Raw genomic sequence first — 22,539 nt, 5'->3', positions numbered from 1 at the left:
TTATACTCCTTTCTCTCCGAGAAACATTTCCCGGAACAGACGAATCAGATGTTCACTGGAGGATGAGAGCGTGCGGTTCTTCAGCCAGGCAATTACCGTATGGGTACTCATCTCCGGCTCAATCAGCTTTTTATATATGAGATTGCCGTCAGTCAAAAGGGTCTTGGAGGACACCGGCAAAAGCGCCATGCCCATCCCCATCTTGGCCAGCAGCAAGTCCTGTACGATACTGTCGCTGACGCAAACAATGTTGGGCTCAAAACCAAGCTTGCGGCAGTTGGCAATGAATACCGACTGCCAGCGCAGCGGAATGATGATGGGCTGGTCTTTGAGCTCTTTGAGTTCCACCTTATCGCTGGCGGCGCCGATTTCCTGCTCCTTGTTCATGATGAGCACCAGCGGCTCATTGGGCAGCACAATGGACTCGTAAACCTTGGAATCCACCTGCGTGCGGGTAATGCCGATTTCAATCACGCGGTTGTCCAGCAGTTCCAGAATACGTGCCCCTTCCGCTTCCCAAATCTGATAAGTCACATTGGGATAGCGGGAATGAAATTCAGAAATAAGTTCCGGCAAAAGTAAAGCCCCGGACGTAGTGATGGTACCCAGGCGGACAGAACCGGCTATGCCCGAGCCGATTTCCGTAATCTCCCGAACGGTACCATCCACCATGCCCAGAATGTGCTCCACGCGGGAGTACATGACCCGGCCCGCATCGGTCAGGCGGATACGGCGGCTGCCCCTTTCAAAGAGCTGTACTCCCAGAGAAGTTTCCAGCCGTTTCATCTGCCGCGATAAAGCGGGCTGGGCAATATCCAGCCGCTGGGCCGCATGACTGATATTTCCTTCCTCCACAATGGCGTAAAACGCCCGCATATCCTTGATATCCATTTCCTGCCTCTTTCTCAAATCTATATGCAAAACTTCATAGCTAGTATAACCATTTAGGTTTATTATAACTTTTTTGACAAATAAGAGCAATGTTTTTCCCAAAAAGTAATAAAAACAAAAGAGGCTTGTTCAGCCTCTTAACTGTTTTGCAATATGACATAATTTTCCGGATGCATCCCTGGGGTGGCAGTGACCTTGATATCCATGGCAAATTCTGCCGCCAGATTCATCAGCAGCTGATTGTGGCGAAGTTCCTCCGCCACAGATTCATGGACTTCGATTTCATAGCCGTCCTCTGCATGGGATTTATGCTCCATGCGGCGGATGTCTCCAGCAATGCGGATGCTGACCGTCTCCGGCGATTCCACCCGCCCCCGTCCGTGACAGATGGGACATTCGCTGTAGATGATGCTGTCTAAGTTTTGCCGGGATTTCTTGCGGGTGATTTCCACCAGCCCCAAGCTCGTGATATCCACGATATTGGTCTTAGTGGGGTCAAACTTAGCCAGTTCCCGCAAATGAGCGAGCAGCTGTTCCTTATGCTCGTCCTTCTCCATATCGATAAAATCCACGATGATGATGCCGCCAATATCCCGGAGGCGCAGCTGACGCATGATTTCTTCCGCCGCCTCCTGATTGGTGGCATAGACCGTTTCCCCCAGATTGGTGCTGCCCGTGTACTTGCCGGTGTTCACATCAATCACCGTCAGCGCTTCGGTCTTGTCGATGACCAGAAAGCCCCCGGACTTCAGCTCCACAGTACGGCCGCCCAGATTATCCAGCTCTTCTTCGATGCCGTAATGCTTAAAGAGCGGTTCCCGGCTGTCATAATAACGGATTTTTTCCGTAAGCTCCGGGGACAGCAGCTGCACAAAATCACGCACCCGCTGATAGACAGCCCGATTGTCAATCCACATGGCCTCCACTTCCGGCGTCAGATTATCCCGCACAACGCGGATAATCAAATCCGCATCCCGGTAAAGGAGATTGGCCCCCTTGCTCTTCATCTTGAAGCGGGCCATCATGGAATGCCAGAGCTTTTCCAGATATTCCACATCTTCCTGCAAGGACTCTTCCGTAGCCCCTGCCGCCACCGTGCGGATGATAAGCCCCATCCCTTCCGGGCAGATGCGTGAGGCAATATCATGCAGCCGGTTGCGCTCCGCTTCCTCCTCAATCCGGCGGGACATGCCAATATAAGCCGCCGTCGGCAAAAGCACCACATTGCGCCCGGGCAGGGTGATATGCGTGGTCGCCCGCGGCCCCTTCGAGCCGATAGCGTCCTTAATAATCTGCACCGGCAGCTGCTGGCCGATATGAATCTTCTGCGGATGGGGAAGTGTCTGCTTCACATCCGCAGGCATCCCATCCCCGATATACATAAACGCATTCTTGCCCGTCCCAATATCCACAAACGCCGCCTGCATCCCCGGCAGGACATTCTGGACCTGCCCTTTATAAATATTGCCGACAAGATGCGAATGCGTGGCCCGCTCCACTTCGATAGAAGAAAGTTTGCCATCCTCAAGAATCGCCAATTTCGTTTCTTCGGGTACAACCGTTACTAGAATAGATTTCATCAAATCACCTCCCCCATTTTTATAATATCGAACTAACTATACAAGTTCCACGAGCCTCTTCCCATTAGAAAGCATAGCCGTACGGGTAATCCGTGCCTCAGCAGCCTTAGCAGGCAGCTCGAACTGTTCGACTAAAGCCGCAATTACTTCACTCGGCTTCACACTGCCGCTGTCCGTAATCGCAATATCTATAGCCAGAACCAACGTATTCCCCTCAAGCGAAACTTTCACTGACTGTTTCATATATTTCTTCAGTTCAATATCCCGTTTCTTTTTCGGCGTAACGCGCTGGAACTGAACTTCCTTCGCTTCATTGTACTGCTTCACCGCCGCCTGGGCAAGGGCAAAGTCTCCCCGCAGCGGCATATAAGCTGCGTATCTTGCCTCATCGGCCTGGGCCATCATGGCCTTCTGCTTGGTCTTAACCTCCCGCAGTTCCTTGAGTTCAATCCCCGGTGGCAGCTGGGCTTTAAGCTTGTCAAAGACCTCCGGCTGACAGACGGGCTTCAAGAGTTCAAACTCCATATACTCCGCCTCACTGGTTACGCCCAGAGATAACGCCGAAGCAAAGGCGACCTTCATATGATGGTTGAAGCCTTCCGAATACGCCATGGGCAGGCCTGAACGCTTGAACGCGCGGATGAAGATATTGGCATAATCCAGATGGGACACATAGCGCAAATCTTCGCCCTTGGTGATTTCCGCACGATATTTATAGAGCGTGCGAGGACGGCCGGAATCCTTGGGGTCACGATGGACTTTAGCGGGCAGTTCCGGCGACTGATAGTTCCGCTCTGCTTCTTCCTTGGCATAATCCATGACATGTACGCCAAGATTCGGGCAGATGCCGCAGGCCGAGCACTTGCCACGGCGGCAGTCCTCGGTGAGGGCCGCCTGCATGGCCTTATGCCACTCACGCAGCAGGAACTCCGTATTGACGCCCGGCGAGGTAATCGCCCAGGGCAGTGCCTCGTTAAAGTTGCGGGTGCGCTGGCTGTAATACTTACCGTCAATGCCACATTTTTCCATTGCCTTAAGCCATGTTTCATGCTGGTACAAATCCGTCCAGCCGTCGAACTTGGCCCCATCCTGCCATGCCTGATAGAGCACTTTCGCTAAGCGGCGGTCGCCACGGGCAAACACACCTTCGATAACAGACAGACGCGCATCATGGTAGTTAAAGGTAATCGCGCGGTCGGTGATGTGCTCCTTCAAGAGCTCCTGACGGCGCTGGAATTCTTCAATGGGCAGCTGGCCGAACCACTGGAACGGCGTATAGGGTTTCGGCACAAAACAGGAAACAGACACCGTGACCTTGACGCCCCGCTTGCCCTTGATTTCCGTATAGAGGTCCACGACTTTTTTCGCCAGCTTGGCAATGCCGATAACATCTTCGTCGGTTTCCGTCGGCAGGCCCATCATAAAGTAGAGCTTGACCTGCTTCCAGCCCTGCTTGAAGGCCGAAGCGCAGGCATTCATAAGGTTTTCCTCAGTTACACCTTTATTGATGACATCGCGCAGTCTCTGCGTACCTGCTTCGGGTGCAAAGGTCAAGCCAGACTTTCTGACCTGCTGCATCTTATGCGCCAAATCAATGGAGAAGCTATCAATGCGCAGGGACGGCAGGGAGAAGCTCACTTCCTCATCCTTAAAGCCGAGCATCAAATCATCCACCAGACGGCCCAGGCAGGAATAATCTGCCGAGGACAGCGAAGTCAGACTCATTTCATTGTAGCCTGTGCTGTCCACTAAGTTTCTGGCCATCTTCTTGAGATTTTCTTCGGTGCGTTCACGCGCCGGACGATAGCAGATACCCGCCTGACAGAAACGGCAGCCACGGGAGCAGCCGCGGAAGAGTTCGAGCATGGCGCGGTTATGGACGATATCCATGGACGGCACCAACGGATGCTCCACGCTCATTGTCTCATCCATATTCTTGCAGACACGTTTATAGATAAGGGTCTTGGCGTTTTCATGCAGCGGTTCAAGCTTTTCATAGTCGCCATCTGCCGTATATTTCGGCTCGTAGAAGGACGGCACATAGATGCCTTCAATCACCAGCAGGCGTTCGAGGAAACCGCGGCGTCCGCCAATGCGTCCTGCCTTTTTCCACTCGATAAAAGTCTTGGAAACCTCCACAATGGCTTCCTCTGCTTCACCGACGATAAAGAAATCAAAGAAGTCGGCAATGGGCTCTACGTTGTAAACGCAGGGGCCGCCGCCCACGATAAAGGGCATATCCTCGCCACGGTCTTTGCTCCAGAGGGGAATCCCTGAGAGGTCCAGCATGTTGAGCACGTTGGAGTAAATCATCTCATACTGCAGGGAAAAGCCGAAGAAGTCAAACTTAGAAAGCTCGTGCTTCGTTTCCAGCGAGAACAGCGGGATATTGCGGCTGCGCATCTCCGCTTCCATATCCGTCCAGGGCGCATAGACACGCTCGGCGGCAATGTTTGCTTCCTTGTTCAGGATTTCATAGAGAATCGCCAGTCCCAAGTTACTCATGCCCACTTCATAGACATCCGGCAGCGCCAATGCAAAGGTGCAGTCAACCTTATCCCAATCCTTCACCTGTGCATTCCATTCGCCACCCGTATAGCGGGACGGCTTCAGCACCGACTGGAGCACCTCATGATTGAGTTGTACCATTTCGTTAAATTCCTCCATACATCTTTTACACATTCAGTTCAAATACAGAGCCTTCCCCTAGAGGGGAAGGTGGCAGCCGCAGGCTGACGGATGAGGTGTACAGATATCCTGCCTTTTTGACCTCATCCACCGCTCCGCGGTCCCCCTTCCCCTCCAGGGGAAGGCTTTTTAGTTACTAGAATTCTAATTTCTTTTTTCTAAGCTGTATATTCAGTAATATCGCTATCGCCATGATATTGGTAGTCAGTGAACTTACCCCGTAACTCATGAGCGGCAGGGGGATACCCGTAACCGGCATAATGCCCAGGGTCATGCCCACGTTGACCAGCACATGGAAGGCCAGCATGGACGTGATGCCCACCGCCAGCAGGCGGCCGAACATATCGCTGGCATCCTTGGCAATCTGTGCGCCCCGCCAAAGTACCACGAGGTACAAGAGCAGCAGGCATACAACGCCAATAAAGCCCAGTTCCTCACCTACCACGGCAAAGATAAAGTCCGTGTGGTTCTCCGGCAAAAAGTCCAGCTGACTCTGGGTGCCTTCAAAGAGCCCCTTGCCAAAGAGCATGCCGGAACCGATGGCAATCTTGGACTGGATGATATGATAGCCCGACCCCAGCGGGTCCACATTCGGGTCCATAAAGACCATAATGCGCATCTTCTGATAGTCCTTCAAAAAATGCCAGAGCAGTGGCATCATGGCAATGCCTGTCGCAAAGAGTCCGCCTAAGAGCCGCAGGTTAATGCCGCTGACAAAGACCATGCCTAAGAAAATCGCCATAAACACCAACGAGGTCCCAAGGTCCGGCTGTTTCAAGACCAGCAGGAAGGGCAGGCCCACATAGGCCGCCACGGGCAGCAGCTCATGGAGATTGTTGAGTTTCCCCACCCGATCCTCCAGCATCGTAGCCAGAGATACGATCATGATGATTTTGGAAAACTCCGAAGGCTGGATGCTGATTGGCCCGATGGATATCCACCGCTGCGCCCCCAAGGCTGACTGCCCCACCAGCATAACGGCCACCAGCATGATGAGATTGAAGATGTAGAGCTTGTTGCCATAACCCTGCAGCATCTTGTAGTCAAAGTTCATCAGAAAAGCCGCCACTGCGATATTCACCGCCGCAAAGAGGCCCTGCCGGGCCACGAACCAATACCGCTCATCACCGGGGGTATTGATATGCGTGGCACTGCCGATAATCACCAGACTCATGATGATGATACCGGCCGTTGCCGCCAGCAGGGTTAAGTCCGTGCGGCGCAAGATCGTTTTGGTCATGATTGTTTATCTTCTCTCAATGCTCGCCCTTGTCATGCTTCATACGGCTGACGGGGATATTGGCTACCAGAGCTACAGAATCATCATCATTAGCCAGAGAGATATCCATATCCTGCTGATTGATTTCCATATAATTGGAGATAACTTTAATGATGTCATTCTTCAGATTGTCCATAACCTCCGGGGAAATATTGGCACGGTCATGGATCAGTACCACCTTCAGGCGATCCCGGGCAATCTTACCGGTTTCTTCTTTTTTGCCAAAAATTTTCATCAATGCGTCCAACATATAACCCCTCCTCTCAGCGTTTGAACATGCGTTTTAAGCGTTTCCACCAGCCGCCGTCTTTGTGGAATTCCATGAAGGGAATGTCCTCGCCGAGCATGCGGCCTACAATGTTGCGGTATGCCTGACCGGCTTCGCTGTCGTTCATGGTCACGCAGGGTTCCCCCTTGTTGGTGCTGGTAACGACCTTGAGGTCATCCGGCACCTGACCAATGCAGTCGAGCGAGAGGATGTCGTTAATGGCTTCCATGTCGAGCATATCGCCGTCTTCTACCATCTGCGGACGAATACGGTTGACAATGAGTTTGATGTTTTCCTTGTCCGCACGGCCCAGTTCGCCGATAATCTTATCGGCATCACGTACCGCCGAAATCTCCGGCATGGTGACAACCAGCGCCGTATCCGCAGCGGCAATAGCCGTCTTGAACCCCTGTTCAATACCTGCCGGGCAGTCGATGATGATGTAGTCAAATTCCTTGCGCAAATCGTCGCAGAGCTTTACGAGCTGTTCCGGATTTACGGCCATCTTGTCCTTAACCTGGGACGTGGGCAGCAGGAACAGATTGTCGTACTTCTTATGGCGCACCAGGGCTTTCTTATAAGCCACGCGGCCTTCCGTTACGTCAATCAGGTCGTACATGATGCGGTTTTCCAGACCTAAGAGAAGGTCAAGATTACGCAGGCCCGTATCGGTATCCACCAATACTACCTTTTTGCCCCGCATCGCAAGTCCCATACCCAAGTTAGCCGTTGTCGTAGTCTTACCAACACCGCCTTTGCCAGATGTTACTACATAGATTTCACTCATACTGTCTTATCCTGCCTTTCTATTGGTTCGATTACGATTTGACCGTCTTTTATCGAAGCGCGTTCGGCGCGGTCAGTCTTTTCCATCTCGTCCGGGGAGCGGGCGATGAGGTTTGAGATTCTAATCTGTGTGGGCATCAGATGGTCGGCGATAATAAATGCCGTACTATCCCCATAGGCTCCGGCATGCACCATCCCCCGGCAGGTGCCGCGGATATCAATGCTGCCACCGGCGATAATCTGGGCGCCGGGATTCACGTTGCCGCAGACCAGCACCGAAGATTTGGTACGGATTTCCTGGCCGCCCCGCAGCGTCCTGTTAATGACCACCATCTCCTGCGGCTTTAATTCCTCAGGCTGGCTGCTAGTCTGTGCTGGCGCGGGTGCAGGCTGGGCCGGAGCTTCTTTTGCTTCCGGCTTTTCCTCCGGTTCGGGCTTTTGCGTACGGCAGATAAGACCGTACTCATAGAAGAGCCTCTGCAGCTCATCCCGCTCGCTGCCCATGAACACATCCCGGGGAATCAGCACCAAGGTGCCCCGCAAAAAGAAGGTGGTACCGGATTCCAGTTTCTTTTTCAGGTTATCCCGCACATCTTCAAAGGATGCCTCTGGGGCAAAGCTCAGCTGTAATCCAAGGGAAGTTCCCTTGATTTTTACAATATCTTCACTCATGGCTGCCCTCGTTTCTCTATAATATAGTCTTGCTTACTTGATTATTGTTTTTTCTGCCCATCTGCTGGCTGTGCCGGCTGAGGCTTGTTGAGGCCGAACCAGGCCTCTAAGATTTTGCGGCCGATTGGCACTGCGGACTGGGAGCCGAAGCCGCCCTGTTCCACGATAACCGCTACCACGATATCGGGATTCGCAAAGGGTCCATAGGCCACAAACCAACCGTGGTCGCGGCCATGCGGGTTTTCCGCCGTACCGGTCTTACCGGCAATCTCAATGGGGAAGCCCCTGAAAATGCTGGCCGCCGTACCGTATTTGGTAACTTCGTGGAGGCCGGTCTGCACCAGCTGAATGTCTGCAGCCGGCACGTCCAGCGTTCCCAGAAGTTCCGGCTTGAATTCCCGCACCGTCTTGCCATCCGGCCCTACAATGCGATTGACCAGATGGGGCTTATAACGCTTGCCGTCAGCGGCAATTTCCCCCATGACCATAGCAGCCTGCAGCGGCGTTACCAGATTGAAGCCCTGACCGATGGCGGCGTCGAAGGTTTCCGACAGATACCAGTCGCCATCCTCAAAGTTTTTCTCCTTGTAGCGGCGATTGGCCACGAGGCCATCCGACTCATAGGGCAGGTCAATGCCGGTAATCTTGCCCAGTCCGAACATGCGGGCGTATTTTTCCAGTCGGTCAATGCCCAGACGATTGCCCATTTCATAGAAATAGACGTTATCGGAGTGCGCCATGGCCTGCTGGAAGTTGATAAGGCCCAGAGCTTCGCCTTCGGCGTTGCCCTTGGGGATAATCCAGTGATGACCGCTGTCCATGATGAGCTCACTTGGCGTAACCACACCTTCGGTGAGGGCCGCCGTACCTGTGATAATCTTGAACGTAGACCCCGGCGGATATTCACCGGTGATGGCCTTGTTGTCCATGGGATGGTAGGGATTGTTGTTGAGTTTGTTCCAATCCTTCGAGGAAATTCCATGGGCAAAGAGGTTGGGGTCAAAGGCAGGACGGCTCACCATGGCCAGAATCTCGCCGGTCTGAGGATTCATGCACACCACAGCCGCCGCATTAGCATGAATGAGCTTTAACTGCTCATCCACAGCCTTTTCGGCTGCCGTCTGGAGATTCTTGTCAATGGTGAGATAGAGGTCATCCCCCGGCGTCGGTGGCTTGTTGCCGATAATCTGCACAGGCTTGCCCGTAACATCTACTTCCACCTGCTGACCACCGTTTTCACCGCGCAGTTCCTTGTCGTAGATTTTTTCCAGACCGAACTTGCCGATGATATCGCCGCTCTTATAGCCCTCATCCTTTTTCTTTTCGAGCTCCATGTCATTGATTTCGCTGACATAGCCATAGGTATGAGCCGCTTCTTCCTTATTCATGTAGTCGCGGATAGGCTGTACCTCGATGATGACACCGGGGTAATTATTCTTTTGTTCCTCGATAATGGTCACAATATCGGGGGTGACATCCGCCTTAATCCGAATGGGGTCAAAGCCCGTATGGGCCTCGATTTTCTTGTTGATTTCCTCCACCGGCACCTTCAACAGTTCCGACAGACGGCTAATCACCACCGGGTCAATCTTGGTCATCACCGGCATCAGCGAAACCGCAAAGCCCGGACGGTTCTGTACCAAAAGCTCGCCGTTGCGGTCAAAAAAGGTTCCGCGGGGAGCCATGGTAGGAATGATGCGGATGCGGTTGCCCTCAGCCAAGCGGGCGTAATAATCACCCTCGTAAATCTGCAGGTAGCCGGCCCGGCCGATAAGCACAGCCACTACGAGCACCGACAGCCAGCCTAGGACATTGAGCCGGCCGCCAAATTCGTCATTTTCGACCAAAAAGTATCTCTCCCATAAAAAAGGCACCCGCAGGTGCCTTAATCAGTTTGTTTCTTTTGTGCTGAGTTTCTTATCCAATTGATAGGTCAAAAAGTGAACCGGATAGGCAAACGCCAGCTGGTAAATCAGCATGGGCAGAAGCATGACCTGCACATTGCTGATTGGATTAAAGCGATACCCTAATAATACCATAAGTAACGCCAAAATAAAATAGTTTAACGCAGTTATGCCCAAAGATGCGAACACCGGCAGGAAAAACTGCTCCTTATAAACACGATTCGCAAAACGGCCGCACAGATTTCCCAGCAGCATATAGGTAAAGGCATGCACGCCGAAAAAAGTTCCTGTGGACAAATCCGTCAAAAGACCTGTGGCAAAGCCCATCAAGGTGCCCTTCTCCATGCCCTTCAAAAAAGCGAAGGATGTGGTCAACAGCAGCATGAAGTTGGGGCTGATGCCATGGTAGGCAATCAGAGGAAAAAATGAAGTCTGCAGAACATACAGGGCCACTGCAAAGGCGGCCAGTTTGCCGAAATTGTTCATTTCTGCCCCTCCGCCTTCTGATCAGCGATGCGCTCGCCCGTTACGGGGTCCGTTTCCGTTCCTGGCGTCTGCACAGGCGGTTTGATGGGTTCCGGTGGTGCTTCACGCGAAGCCGTAATCACCATCACATCTTCCAGTTTCTGGAAGTCCACGGCCGATTCTAACACGCCGATTTTGAGGAGGCCGCCATCATCATTTTTGAGGCTGCTGACCAGTCCCACGATGATGCCTTTGGGATAGATGCCTCCAAAGCCTGAGGTGACGATGACATCCCCTTCCACCACATCGGCATTCTTGGGAATGTTCACCATCTGCGGCATGGTGGGATTGTCCATATCGCCCTGCACAATGCCAGTGACTCTCGACTCCGCCCGCTGCACGATGGTGCCCACAGAAGAACGCGGGTCCAAAATCAGCTGCACCTTGGAGGAATTGGGGCCAGCTTCTACCACGCGGCCTACCAATCCCTGCGGTGTCACCACCGGCATATCATTCTGAATGCCGTTTAGCGTCCCTCTATCAATGACAATCATGCTGGACCATGTCTCGGACTCACGGCCGATGACTCTGGCTGCCACCAAATCAAACTGACGGGCAGAATGCTGATAGCCAATCATGGTCCGCAGTCGTTCATTTTCTGCCAGCGCTTCATTGGCCTGCAGGTTGATGCCCCGCAGCTGCTCCACTTCATTTCGGAGCATCTTGTTCTGCTCATAGAGCGTGGAAACTTCCCAGACAACGCTCGTAACATAGCGAATTTCATTCGCCACCCAATCCGTTGCCTGCTGGAAGGGAGACAGGACCAGCGAAACAGCCTGACTGCTCACCGGCGCCTGAAAACGGCCCCGGGCGGCAAAAAAGATGATGCAAAAGAGGCTGACCACGACAAACACCATGGCCCAGCCCTTGCGTCCGTCTTCCTTATCTCTTCTTACACGATTACTCATTTTTTATCAGCTTCTCAGCTTTTTGCCAGTCATAACCACGCGCTTCAAGAGCTCGATGTTTTCCAGGGAACGGCCCGTGCCTTCGCCTACGCAGGAGAGAGCATCCTCAGATACCAGTACCGGCATGCCCGTCTCATGGGACAGGAGCTTGTCGAGGTTGGTTAAGAGGGCGCCGCCACCGGTCATCATGATGCCGTGGTCCATAACGTCAGCAGCCAGTTCAGGCGGAGTCTTTTCCAGCGTGCCCTTAACCGCATCGATAATCTTGTAGATGGGGTCGTTGAGTGCTTCACGGATTTCCTTAGCCTGAATCGTGAGCGTCTTAGGCAGACCGGATACGAGGTCGCGGCCACGGATATCCATGGTCTTGTCGGCTTCCGGCGTAACGATAGCCGTACCAACGGTCATCTTGATTTCTTCAGCCGTGCGCTCACCAATCATCAGATTGTACATGCGCTTGATATACTGCACAATGGCGCTGTCCATTTCGTCACCGCCGACGCGGATGGAGCAGCTCGTAACGATACCGCCCAGAGAGATAACAGCGATTTCCGTCGTGCCGCCGCCGATATCTACAACCATGCTGCCGGTAGCTTCTTCTACAGGCAGACCGGCACCGATAGCTGCTGCCATCGGTTCTTCAATCAGATATGCTTCACGGGCACCAGCCTGCTGCGCAGCATCGATTACGGCACGCTTTTCCACTTCCGTAACACCGGAGGGAACGCCAACTACCACGCGGGGACGTACAAAAGACTTCGTGTTCATGGCCTTGCGGATGAAATACTTGAGCATAGCCTGCGTTACATCAAAGTCTGCGATAACGCCGTCCTTCATGGGGCGAATTGCCACAATATTGCCCGGAGTACGGCCAATCATCTGCTTTGCTTCCTCGCCTACAGCCAGAACCTCCCCCGTATCACTCTTAATTGCTACTACAGAAGGCTCCCGCAGCACAATGCCTCTGCCCTTTACATGCACCAGCGTGTTAGCCGTGCCCAGGTCAATACCCATATCGTGCGAAAAACCGCCAAACAGACTCCACATTTTGTCAAAAAACTCCCTTCGAAAAAACCATCTATCTACGCCGCAAGCTAAGCAGCGCATATATTCTTCAAAAACAAAATAGCTATCTTATTGTATCACAAGATAGCTATTTTGATAACAGGCAAACGATTATTTTTTCAATAAAATTTCGATTAGAAACTTATCCTTGGAGCAGGCCCTTCTCCTTGAGACTGATGAAGCGATCCCTGCCCAGTACCACATGGTCGAGCACGGGAATGTCCATAATCTTCCCCGCCTTCACGAGCCGTTCCGTCACCGCAATGTCCTCACGGCTGGGCGTGGGGTCGCCGCTGGGATGATTGTGCAGCAGAATCATGGCGGCTGCCGCATGGTCAATAGCCGCCCGGAACACCTCCCGGGGATGAACCACTGAGGCCGAGAGACTGCCCACCGAAACCTCCGGCATACTGATGACATGATTCTTGGTGTTTAGGAGCAACACCGCAAAGTGCTCCTTCTGCTCGAAACGGTAATGAGGCATGGCGTAACGCGCCACATCCTCCGGCCCCGTAATCATCTGAATCTTAGCCGACTGCTGGACGGCCAGCCGCCGGGCAAGCTCAATGGCCGCCTGCAAAGTGGCAGCCTTGACCTTGCCCACGCCATCAATCTTTGCCAGTTCGGCTACCGAGATATGTACCATCCCCACTAAGCCCTGCTCCTTGATGCGGGCCAGAATTTCCTCGGCAATGCGCAGGACGGATTTTTTCCGTGTGCCGCTGCGCAGCAGGATTGCCAGCAGTTCTGCATTGCTCAACCCGCTCGGCCCGTAGGCCAGCAGTTTCTCCCGTGGACGTTCCTCAGGGGGTAAATCCCTCACCATAATCGCCATACAAATTTACGCCTGCCTTTCGCGCAAGCCGTACAGTCGCATTGAGGGGCAGTCCCACCACATTGCTGTAGGAGCCATGAATGCCCACGATAAATTCCGCCGCCGCCCCCTGAATGGCATAAGCGCCGGCTTTGTCCATGGGTTCACCGCTCTTCACATAGCGCTCGATTTCCGTATCTGCCAGCTGGGCAAACTCCACATCCGTCTTTACGACATCCGTGAAGAGATGCCCATTATACACCCAGGCAATGCCGGTGAGCACCTGATGCGTTCTGCCGGAAAACTCCTTCAGCATGCGGATGGCATCCTCGCGGCTGTCCGGTTTCCCGTAAGTATGCCCGTCCAATGCTACCACCGTATCTGCTCCCAATACAGCATGATTGGGATAAAGCCGGGCCACAGCCTGCGCTTTGGCCGCAGCATTTTTTTCCACCATCTCAGCGGGACTTATTCCATCTCCGCTGAGTTCCTCCGCGGCGCTGATACGAATTTCAAAACGGGCATTTATCTGCTGGAGAAGTTCTTTTCGCCGTGGCGAACCCGAAGCCAGAATAAACATAAGCCAAGTCTCCTTTCTCTTAGTAACGACGGAACAGAATCAGGGCGATGACAATGCCCAGAATGCTCATGAGGTTGGGTGCAAAGGCCAGCCCAAGTGTCAGCTGAATCACATAGAGATTAATCGTAAAGGCTGACGTGTCAAATACTGGGAAGGTATTCACCAGATAAGGCATCACGCCGCTTAAGGCTTCCACGCCAGTCAGCAGCTGCCCCAAAATACCGCCTAAAATCGCACCAATTACCACAAAGAGTATGGCCATGCCATAGCCATGTCCGCCAAATTTTGCCACCAAAAACTCCTCCTTCAAAGTACAACCATTCGTGTCTGCTGCAAAAAATCCTGCTAGTAAAGACATTTTTTATAAAATAAGGCCCATAAATTCCACCGGAATTTACAGGCCCAAATCCGGTCAAATCAGATACCGGATATAAACATACACCGTTGACAATACAATCGTCAAGAGCATAATCGGAAAACCAATCTTGAAATAATTGATAAAGGTGATTTTTACGCCCCGCTCAGCAGCCAGACCGGCTACGATGAGGTTAGCCGAAGCACCGACCAGCGTACCGTTGCCGCCGAGGCAGGCCCCCAGTGCCAGGCTCCACCAGATGGGTTCCAGATTGCTGACGCCCATAGCGCCCATGTTCTGAATCAGCGGAATCATGGTGGCGACAAAGGGGATATTATCCAGTACCGAGGAAACGATGGCGCTAAGCCAGAGCACGAGCAGCGAAGTAGCCGTCACATCCCCGCCAGTGAGTTCTACTGCCTGGCTGGCCATGCTGCCGATAATGCCCGTTTCGATAAGACCACCTACTGCGATAAAGAGACCGATAAAGAAGAAAATCGTTGCCCACTCCACAGCCTTCATAGAGCTTTCCACCAGATGGTGGCTGCCGCCCGCCAGCAGCAGGAGCAGGAAGCCGCCCGTCAGCGCAATCATGGAAGATTCTACATGCGTGATGGAATGAGTGAAGAAACCTAAGATTACCAACGTCAGCACAAACAGGGACTTCTTGAGCAGACGGCGGTCTTTCAGCGCCTTATGCTCATCCATCTGCATCAAATCCGCCTGCAGTTCCGGCTTGGTATGCAAGCCCTTCTTGTAGATGATTTCCACGAGGAAGATGACGATAATCAGGTTAAGAATGGCAATCGGCGCCAGATTTTCGATAAAGGCCATAAAGGTCAGTTCCTTTACCGCACTGCCAATCATGATATTCGGCGGGTCACCGATAAGCGTTGCCGTACCGCCGATATTGGAAGCAATAATCTGCGTGAGCAGGAAGGGATTCGCCTTCAGATGCAGCTTCTGGGTAATGCTGAAGGTTACCGGCACCATCAGCAGCACCGTGGTCACATTATCCAGAAACGCGGAGAATACCGCCGTAATCAGCGCCAGATAGATGAGGATGCGCTTCGGTTCAGCCTTGGCCACCTTGGCGGCCTTGATGGCCACATAGTCAAAGAGACCCGTATGGCTGGTAACGCCCACCAGCACCATCATGCCCACCAAAAGCCCCAACGTATTGAAATCAATATGATGAAGCGCTGTCTCCTGGGATAAAATCCCCAGCAGAATCATCGATGTAGCACCCAGCATGGCTGCCACTGTGCGGTGAATCTTCTCCGACACAATTACCATGTACATGAAAACAAAAATAACCCCCGCTAAAACTTCCATTATGTTCCTCCCTTAAATTTGTACCTCTTAGTGCACAACAACATTATTTTTACCGCGAATCAGCTTGGCCTCGTAGAGAGCACTATCGGCCCGCTTGAACAAGCTGTCCGGCGTATCATTCGTAGCAGCTGTCACCACGCCAATACTGGTGGTGACCACCGCTCCATCCGGCAGCAGAGCCTGCTCATTGATGAGTTGTCCAATGCGCTGAGCAATCTCCCTGGCCCGGTCATTCGTGGTTCCCGGCAGGATGACGAAAAATTCATCCCCGCCCCAGCGTCCGGGGAAATCCGTTCCCCGCCGCGTATTCTTATGCAAAATCCTGGCAATGGACTTTAAGGTATCATCCCCAACGGCATGGCCATAAGTGTCATTGATAATCTTGAAATCGTCCACATCCATCATCAGTACCGAAAGCGGCTCCTGATATTCTCTGGTCTGCTGCAGCAATGTTTTCAGATTGGCTTCCGTTTCCCCGCGATTAAAGAGTCCCGTCAGCCTGTCTATTTGCGCCAGATGGGTAAGCTGGCGGTTGGATTCCTCCAATTCCTTGGTGGTGGTTTCAATGAAATGCACCAGCCGCGCCATCAAGGAGCGATGGCCTTTCAATTTCGGCCGCGGCGGCACCACATTTGACTGTCGGCCCATGCAGAGTCCCTCGCGCATGGCAATGGTCACCAGTGTCATATTGGACACCATGATTTCACCACTGCTGTTGCGCATGAACTCCCCATAGGCATAGAAACCTGCCGACGGCGCCAAATGCTTGCAAATCGCCAGCTCCTTCTCCGTATCACTGCCCAACAGCATCCAGCGCGCCACACAACTCACCACAAAGATTGCCTCCGGCTTGAAGCTCGCCATCTTCTCCTGCAGGGCCATGGCATTATCAATGATATCCCCAGGGTCGCCGTAGGCCAGCCGCAACTGTTCGCCCACATGCAAATCCGCGCCGAACATCATGCTGCCGTCATCACGGCAGCGACGGGGATGACGCGCCAAAATCGTACCATGACGCTCGAAATAAAAGGGAAAAGTCAGCGCCTCCACCAAAAAGTCTTCGGTATTCCGAATGGCCAGATAGCGCTCGAAAACCTCCAGCGGCGAACGGCCATCCAGTTCCTGCAGACAGTAATCCCCCTCCATCTTCGTCACCGTCATGGTGCGTCCCAAAGGCTTCCAGCCAAAACTGGAGCTGCCCTGCACATGGAGCGTTTTCCCGCTGAACACAGCCACGACCACGCCATGGTGGAGCTGCGCCGAGTGGGTAAACACCAGACCATTCTTCCCTAGGCTGCCATCATCTGCCAGTCCGCCGAAGAAAAAAATCTTCCGCCGGGCTGCGGACAGCTGCTTGAAAAAGGGATTGATATCCAAGTGAAAGCCGGAAGAGATAATTTCTACCGCCGCCGCATCCCTGTCTGCCTGTAAAATGCTCAACAGCTCCCGCCCTGCGCTGCTGCTCTTCTTTGCCCCAAAATCGTAGGCAAAGACGCGCACCGTAGATTCTTCAAAGAGGGTAAAATTAACTGCCACACCTTGATCCAGAAGCTGACCATTGACAATTTCCCCGCTGGATACGGAGCCAATCACCTGTGCTTCGGGGAACACAGCCTGAATAGCCTTTTGAATTCCCTCCAGCATGGCTTTCTTCGTCGGGTCCATAAACACCGATACCAACACGCCGGAAAGATGCTTTAACTGGCGGCTCGTTTCCCGCACTTCCTCCACACAGGCCTGCAATTCTTTAATTGTATGTATGGCATAGGGTATTTGCTTCATCTGTTCATATACCTTCTTATTGGGTCAGCCGGCAGTCTGGCCGCCGACGGTTCATTCCTGTTCGCTCTTCTTATCCCGCAGGAACAGCTTCAAAAGCTCTTCCTGGGGAGATTTTCCTTCGTTGATGATGGCATTGACCGTTGCACAAATGGGTAATTCCAAGTGGTACTCCCGGGCAATATCCATCAATGCCGTCACCGTATACACCCCTTCGGCCAATTTGCCAAAGTTCTTCCCCTTGACAAATTCCTCACCAAAACGGCGGTTATTACTGAACGGGGAAAAGAGAGTGGCTTCATAATCCCCTAAATGGGAGAGGCCATACACCGTCATACGGTCACCCCCCATCTTTTCAATAAGACGGGATAGTTCCTTGGTGCCCCGGGCCATCAACGCCCCTTTGAGGCTGCTGTATCCGAGGCCGTCTAACATACCAGCGGCCAGTCCCATGACATTTTTCGCAGCCGCACCGATTTCCGTTCCCAGCAAATCCTCGCCGTAATAGAAGCGGATTAACGGGCTGGCAAAAGCATTGACAAGTTCCCGGGTCAGCTGCATTTCCTTAGCGGCAATGACCATGCAGTTGGGAATCTCCCGTATAAAATCCTGCACATGGCCGGGGCCTACCCATACCGCCACCTGCTTGTCCGTGCCCAGTTCTTCCGCCACCACAGTGGTAAGGCGCTTGCCGGTGCTGATTTCCAGCCCCTTCATGCACAGGACAAACTTCTTCGCATCCAGCTGGGGCAGAGCCTTTAACTGGCGGCAGAACTCCCGCAGTTTCTGGGCACTGATGGAGATAATCAAAATATCGGCAAAAGCCACCGCCGCTGCCAAATCATCCGTAAGCTCCACCGTCTCCGGCAAGGTCAGATATTCATTCTGCCGCGTTTCCTGCAGCGCCTGCAGATGCTTAGACCCCTTGCGGCCCCAAAGCATCACCTGATGGCCAATACGCTGGGCATACCAGGCGTGAAAAGACCCCCAGCGGCCGCAGCCTAACACTGCAATTTTCATTTATCTGCCTCCCGTTGACTCCCGAAATTTCCTGTCAAATCCTTGACGACCTCGCTGGCGATAATAAGACCTGCCACCGAGGGCACGAAGGACATGCTGCCCGGCGCGGTCCGTCCAGCACTGCCCTTCTTCTCCGCTTCGCCATCTTCCGGCAGCATGATTTGGCGAGGTTCCTCGGTGGAATAAACCACCTTGAGCTTCTTTACGCCCTCTTGCTTTAATTTGCGGCGCATCACACGGGCCAGCGGGTCAACACTGGTCTTGTAGATATCAGACACCACAAAGCGCGTGGGGTCAAACTTATTGCCCGCTCCCATGCTGGCAATCAAAGGCAGCTGGCGCTTCTGACATTCCACCGCCAGACTCACCTTGCCTGCCACCGTATCAATGGCATCTACCACATAATCATAGTCACCAATAAAAAAACTGTCGGCATTATCCGGCAGATAAAAATCATTGATTTCATTTACCTTAGCTGCAGGATTGATATCCATAATACGTTCCCGCATAACTGCAGTCTTTGACTTGCCCACGGTAGAGGTCAGAGAATGAAGCTGCCGGTTGATATTGGTAAGACTGATTTTATCATTATCCACCAGCACGAGATGCCCCACACCAGCCCGGGCCAGCCCTTCGGCTACGAAGGAGCCTACGCCGCCTACGCCAAAGACAGCGACAGTGGCAGACGCCAGCCTTGCCAGCCCTTCCCGTCCCAAGAGCAGCTCGGAACGGGAAAATCTATGTACATTACCCAATGCTGTAACCTTTCCTCTCTTATTGCTTGTCCTTATCCGGCAAATCCGTCAGCTTAAAGGCCGGAATCGCAAAAGGCTGTGACGGCTTCTCTTCCTTTTTATCTTTGTTCATGAAGGCCGGCACCTCCATCTGGAAGGTTTCCTTCTGCAGGGTTTCCTTCTTAATGGCACTTTCCGGCACCTTTACAGTCGGAGCCTTCATTACCACACTATCCGCAAAGTCCGTGGCAATGATGGTGGCCTGTACGGCCCCCTTCATGGTATTATCTTCCACCGTACCCAAAATGATATTTACTTCCGGGTCCGTATGCTTCACGATATAGCGGGTAGCCTCATCCACATCATAAAGACTCAGCGTGCTGTCTCCGGTGAGATTGAGGATAATGCCGCGCGCACCAGTCAGCCCCTTGTCAATGAGCGGACTTTCTGCGGCAATCTTCACCGCATCCACAGCACTGCGCTCGCTGACACCAATCCCCAGCAGTGCATCACTGCTCTCACTCTGACGGAAGATGGTCGTAACATCCGCAAAGTCCACATTGATGACACCCGTGGTCAGAATGAGTTCTGCCACACAGTTAATGGCCTGCTTCAAAATATTATCTGCACATTCAAAAGCCTTCACCAAAGACATCTTGCGATTCTCCGGCAGCTTGGACAGATTGTCATTTTCCACCGCAATCAGCGCATCCATCTGGGACTGCATCTTGGTAATACCTTCCTGGGCCACCTTCTTCTTGCGGTTGCCCTCAAAAGCGAAGGGAACCGTCACCACGCCAACGGAGAGAATTCCCATCTCCTTCGCCAGCCGGGCTACAATCGGTGCAGCCCCGGTGCCGGTGCCGCCGCCCATGCCTGCCGTGACGAAAACCAAATCCGCCCCGTTCATGGCAGCCTGCAATTTTGCCGCATCGTTCTTGGCAGCCTGTTCACCAATCTGAATATTGCCGCCAGTTCCCCGTCCGCGGGTCAGGTTCTCACCAATCTGAATGCAGTTCACGCCGCCAACCTGTGCCGTAATCTGCAGCTGCTTGGCATCCGTATTCACCGCATAAAGCTCAATATCCAATTCATTGTGCTGGCCCATGCGCATAAGAACACTGTTGCCGCCGCCGCCAACGCCAAATACCTTTATCTTAACTTTTGGTTTCACCAATGTTTCATCTGTGGTCATTGAGTATTCCCCTCTCTAAGGCTCATATCTCACTTGTAATTCGTCATAGCCAAGGCAGATTCCTGCCCCCCACTAGTGAAAATTTTACCATAACCCGGCCTTATCTGCAAATAATAAAAGAGCAGGGCCGTAGATGCCCTGCTCCTCTCCTCAACTTTTCTATCCCCAGATCAGCTAAAGAGAAATACTGCCAAACACGCCAATACTAGTTTCACGCCGTCTAGCTTCACTGTTCCACACTCCTTACCGCGCTTCCAGCAAAAATTTTCTGCGTCTAGCACTAGTGCAAACCGTTACCTTGATTATACACTTGCAGCATGGAAATAGCAATATATTTTACGCCACCAGACTTCTGTTTCCCGACAGGATTTCGCCCGTCTGCTGACTGCTGTTTTTCTTCTCATACCAGCGAATTTCCAGCTGCATTTTCTCGGTCTTTGATTTATAATCCTTAAGCCGCTGGCCCTGAATTGTGATATAGGTAGACAGGCAGACTACCAGCATAATCAAAGCCACATTGACCACAACTGCAAAATGAATAACCTGATTTAACATTTTTCTGCCTCCATTACAAGTAAATTCTCATACATGTATCCGCTTCAAAAACTGGCTGTCTACACCATCACTGGGGCGGATATCGTACCCCAACTTGGCCATCTCCTGCAGCTTCACCAAGGCCAGATTGATGTTGCAGTTCATCTTCCGGGCCAGCGTAACCTCATCACAGCCCTCTTTAAGCTCTGCATAAACGCTGTCCGTATCCATCAGAAGATGGGCGGCAAAGGCATTGGCCTCATACTCCGTACGGCTGTTCAAGCGGAACAACTCAAACTCCTGCAGCTGTCCCTGCCCGGCCAAATCCCGATGCAGCTGGTCATGGCCAATCTCATGGGCCATGACCATATTCTGCCAGATATCATCCAAATTGGAATTGAGGATGATGAACCGATGATGCCACTTGCAAAAGTACATGCCCAGCAGGTTGACAAAATTATCATTATAAAGCACCTTGATATTCAATTCTTTGGCGATGCGCCTCATATCCCGGCTGCCGACCTGCCTGACAATTTCCCGTGCCCGATTATGGCACCACTCTGCGTCCATCTGCTCACCCCTTCGAGTTTCTGCTGCCGTACTTCCTGTTTTCCTTTTTTGCCAGCCAATATGCTTCCTGCAGGGACTGCATTACGGCATCCCGATCTTCCTCCGTAAGCTCCCCACCAGCAAAGAGTCCGGATAATTCACTGACAAGGGCGGTGGCCTGCTTTATCCCCCTGTCACCATATTTCCGGCCAGCTCTGCTGACAAAATCTTCATTCTCCGTATACAGGTAATTCACATCTACCCCAAAAACCTCTGCCAGTTTGGTGTATCGTTCCCTGTCTTTCGGATAGCGGCCATCTAATTCATAAGAAATGTAGGTGCGCCGGGTTACGCCAATAGCTTTAGCTACCGCCTCCTGACTCATTCCCTTCTGATTTCGTAGCTGCCTTAATTTTTCTGCGAACTTCATAACGGCTTCCTCTCAAATTCAGTGAAATCAATTTACACAAAAAGTGTAACACAGAAATTAGAATTACACAAGACCTTTTTGTCATTTTTATACGAAAAAAGCACCCCGCAGGGTGCTTTTAGCTTAACTGGCAACGCCCTATCCTCCCAGTCCGTCTCCAGACAAGTACTTTCGGCGTATGAGTGCTTAACTACTGTGTTCGGTATGGGAACAGGTGGAACCACTCAGCTATCGTCACTGGATATTCTGTTGAATGTTATGCACATTCAAAACTATACAGAAGAAATTTTCATGTCGAACATTTTAGCTCTGAAAGATAAGCCCTCGATTTATTAGTATTGGTACGCTGCATGCCTTACGGCACTTCCACTCCCAACCTATCTACCTTGTCTTCTTCAAGGAATCTTACTGGATTACTCCATGAGATACTTCATCTCGGGACAGGCTTCACGCTTAGATGCTTTCAGCGTTTATCCCTTCCGGACGCAGCTACCCAGCTATGCTTCTGGCGAAACAACTGGTACACCGGCGGTCCGTCCACTCCGGTCCTCTCGTACTAGGAGCAGCTTCCCTCATGTATCTTACGCCCGCGATGGATATGGACCGAACTGTCTCACGACGTTCTGAACCCAGCTCACGTACCACTTT

At 52.4% G+C, this 22,539-nt stretch carries 22 protein-coding genes and 2 rRNA genes; all 24 read right to left on the bottom strand.

The features are described from left to right. A complete protein-coding gene (locus T320_RS05935; RefSeq protein WP_026759214.1) occupies positions 1-891 on the bottom strand; it encodes a LysR family transcriptional regulator in 891 nt (296 codons plus the stop codon). A gap of 137 nt (positions 892-1,028) precedes the next feature. Beyond that, positions 1,029-2,471, bottom strand: coding sequence for an Rne/Rng family ribonuclease (locus T320_RS05930; RefSeq protein WP_037353945.1), 1,443 nt, complete (start codon positions 2,469-2,471; stop codon positions 1,029-1,031). Between the two features lie 36 nt (positions 2,472-2,507). Further along, the gene (locus T320_RS05925; RefSeq protein WP_037354114.1) at positions 2,508-5,120 is read right to left on the bottom strand and encodes a TIGR03960 family B12-binding radical SAM protein; all 2,613 of its coding nucleotides are present in this window, start codon (positions 5,118-5,120) and stop codon (positions 2,508-2,510) included. Between the two features lie 175 nt (positions 5,121-5,295). Then, complete coding sequence (gene rodA / locus T320_RS05920) at positions 5,296-6,399, bottom strand: rod shape-determining protein RodA (RefSeq protein ID WP_037353943.1); 1,104 nt, start codon at positions 6,397-6,399, stop codon at positions 5,296-5,298. A 16-nt stretch (positions 6,400-6,415) separates the two neighbouring features. Next, on the bottom strand, positions 6,416-6,688 hold the full coding sequence (minE, locus tag T320_RS05915; RefSeq protein WP_026759218.1) for a cell division topological specificity factor MinE: 273 nt from the start codon (positions 6,686-6,688) through the stop codon (positions 6,416-6,418). Between the two features lie 13 nt (positions 6,689-6,701). Next, complete coding sequence (gene minD, locus T320_RS05910) at positions 6,702-7,493, bottom strand: septum site-determining protein MinD (protein WP_037353941.1); 792 nt, start codon at positions 7,491-7,493, stop codon at positions 6,702-6,704. Then, positions 7,490-8,164 (bottom strand): septum site-determining protein MinC, encoded by a 675-nt coding sequence (gene minC, locus T320_RS05905; protein ID WP_037353938.1) that lies wholly within the window; start codon positions 8,162-8,164, stop codon positions 7,490-7,492. Before minC ends, minD begins: the two co-directional genes overlap by 4 nt. A gap of 41 nt (positions 8,165-8,205) precedes the next feature. Further along, positions 8,206-10,011, bottom strand: a complete 1,806-nt coding sequence (mrdA, locus tag T320_RS05900) for a penicillin-binding protein 2 (protein WP_037353936.1) — start codon at positions 10,009-10,011, stop codon at positions 8,206-8,208. Between the two features lie 42 nt (positions 10,012-10,053). After that, complete coding sequence (gene mreD / locus T320_RS05895) at positions 10,054-10,554, bottom strand: rod shape-determining protein MreD (protein WP_026759222.1); 501 nt, start codon at positions 10,552-10,554, stop codon at positions 10,054-10,056. Beyond that, positions 10,551-11,501 (bottom strand): rod shape-determining protein MreC, encoded by a 951-nt coding sequence (gene mreC / locus T320_RS05890; protein WP_037353934.1) that lies wholly within the window; start codon positions 11,499-11,501, stop codon positions 10,551-10,553. Before mreC ends, mreD begins: the two co-directional genes overlap by 4 nt. A 6-nt stretch (positions 11,502-11,507) precedes the next feature. Beyond that, positions 11,508-12,548 carry a rod shape-determining protein gene (locus tag T320_RS05885; RefSeq protein WP_026759224.1) on the bottom strand — a complete coding sequence of 347 codons (1,041 nt, stop codon included), beginning with the start codon at positions 12,546-12,548 and terminating at the stop codon, positions 11,508-11,510. Between the two features lie 160 nt (positions 12,549-12,708). After that, the gene (gene radC / locus T320_RS05880; RefSeq protein WP_026759225.1) at positions 12,709-13,401 is read right to left on the bottom strand and encodes a RadC family protein; all 693 of its coding nucleotides are present in this window, start codon (positions 13,399-13,401) and stop codon (positions 12,709-12,711) included. Further along, a complete protein-coding gene (locus T320_RS05875) occupies positions 13,370-13,960 on the bottom strand; it encodes a Maf family protein (RefSeq protein ID WP_026759226.1) in 591 nt (196 codons plus the stop codon). Before T320_RS05875 ends, radC begins: the two co-directional genes overlap by 32 nt. A gap of 19 nt (positions 13,961-13,979) precedes the next feature. Beyond that, complete coding sequence (locus T320_RS05870) at positions 13,980-14,252, bottom strand: DUF4321 domain-containing protein (protein ID WP_026759227.1); 273 nt, start codon at positions 14,250-14,252, stop codon at positions 13,980-13,982. 120 nt (positions 14,253-14,372) lie between these two features. Further along, the gene (locus T320_RS05865; protein WP_026759228.1) at positions 14,373-15,650 is read right to left on the bottom strand and encodes an ArsB/NhaD family transporter; all 1,278 of its coding nucleotides are present in this window, start codon (positions 15,648-15,650) and stop codon (positions 14,373-14,375) included. Between the two features lie 27 nt (positions 15,651-15,677). Next, positions 15,678-17,432: a sensor domain-containing diguanylate cyclase gene (locus tag T320_RS05860; RefSeq protein ID WP_037353932.1), complete on the bottom strand. Its 1,755-nt coding sequence runs from the start codon at positions 17,430-17,432 to the stop codon at positions 15,678-15,680. A gap of 51 nt (positions 17,433-17,483) precedes the next feature. Continuing rightward, positions 17,484-18,449, bottom strand: a complete 966-nt coding sequence (locus T320_RS05855; protein WP_037353930.1) for an NAD(P)H-dependent glycerol-3-phosphate dehydrogenase — start codon at positions 18,447-18,449, stop codon at positions 17,484-17,486. Then, positions 18,446-19,204 (bottom strand): tRNA threonylcarbamoyladenosine dehydratase, encoded by a 759-nt coding sequence (locus T320_RS05850; RefSeq protein WP_037353928.1) that lies wholly within the window; start codon positions 19,202-19,204, stop codon positions 18,446-18,448. The genes T320_RS05855 and T320_RS05850 overlap by 4 nt, the downstream gene beginning before the upstream one ends. A gap of 19 nt (positions 19,205-19,223) precedes the next feature. Next, a complete protein-coding gene (ftsZ, locus tag T320_RS05845; RefSeq protein ID WP_026759232.1) occupies positions 19,224-20,378 on the bottom strand; it encodes a cell division protein FtsZ in 1,155 nt (384 codons plus the stop codon). Positions 20,379-20,714: 336 nt separating this feature from the next. Then, positions 20,715-20,933, bottom strand: a complete 219-nt coding sequence (locus T320_RS05840) for a hypothetical protein (protein ID WP_026759233.1) — start codon at positions 20,931-20,933, stop codon at positions 20,715-20,717. Positions 20,934-20,960: 27 nt separating this feature from the next. Beyond that, positions 20,961-21,482: an ImmA/IrrE family metallo-endopeptidase gene (locus T320_RS05835; protein ID WP_026759234.1), complete on the bottom strand. Its 522-nt coding sequence runs from the start codon at positions 21,480-21,482 to the stop codon at positions 20,961-20,963. A 4-nt stretch (positions 21,483-21,486) separates the two neighbouring features. Next, the gene (locus tag T320_RS05830; RefSeq protein WP_026759235.1) at positions 21,487-21,891 is read right to left on the bottom strand and encodes a helix-turn-helix transcriptional regulator; all 405 of its coding nucleotides are present in this window, start codon (positions 21,889-21,891) and stop codon (positions 21,487-21,489) included. A gap of 125 nt (positions 21,892-22,016) precedes the next feature. Further along, positions 22,017-22,133 (bottom strand): 5S ribosomal RNA (gene rrf / locus T320_RS05825). A gap of 70 nt (positions 22,134-22,203) precedes the next feature. Then, positions 22,204-22,539: ribosomal RNA gene (locus T320_RS05820) — 23S ribosomal RNA — on the bottom strand; the annotation flags it as partial.

This window comes from Selenomonas sp. FC4001, from assembly GCF_000701565.1.
GTDB classification, from domain to species: Bacteria; Bacillota; Negativicutes; order Selenomonadales; family Selenomonadaceae; genus Selenomonas_A; species Selenomonas_A ruminantium_B.
Note: the sequence above shows the minus strand (reverse complement) of the source record. Positions and strands in the feature narration are given on the sequence as shown.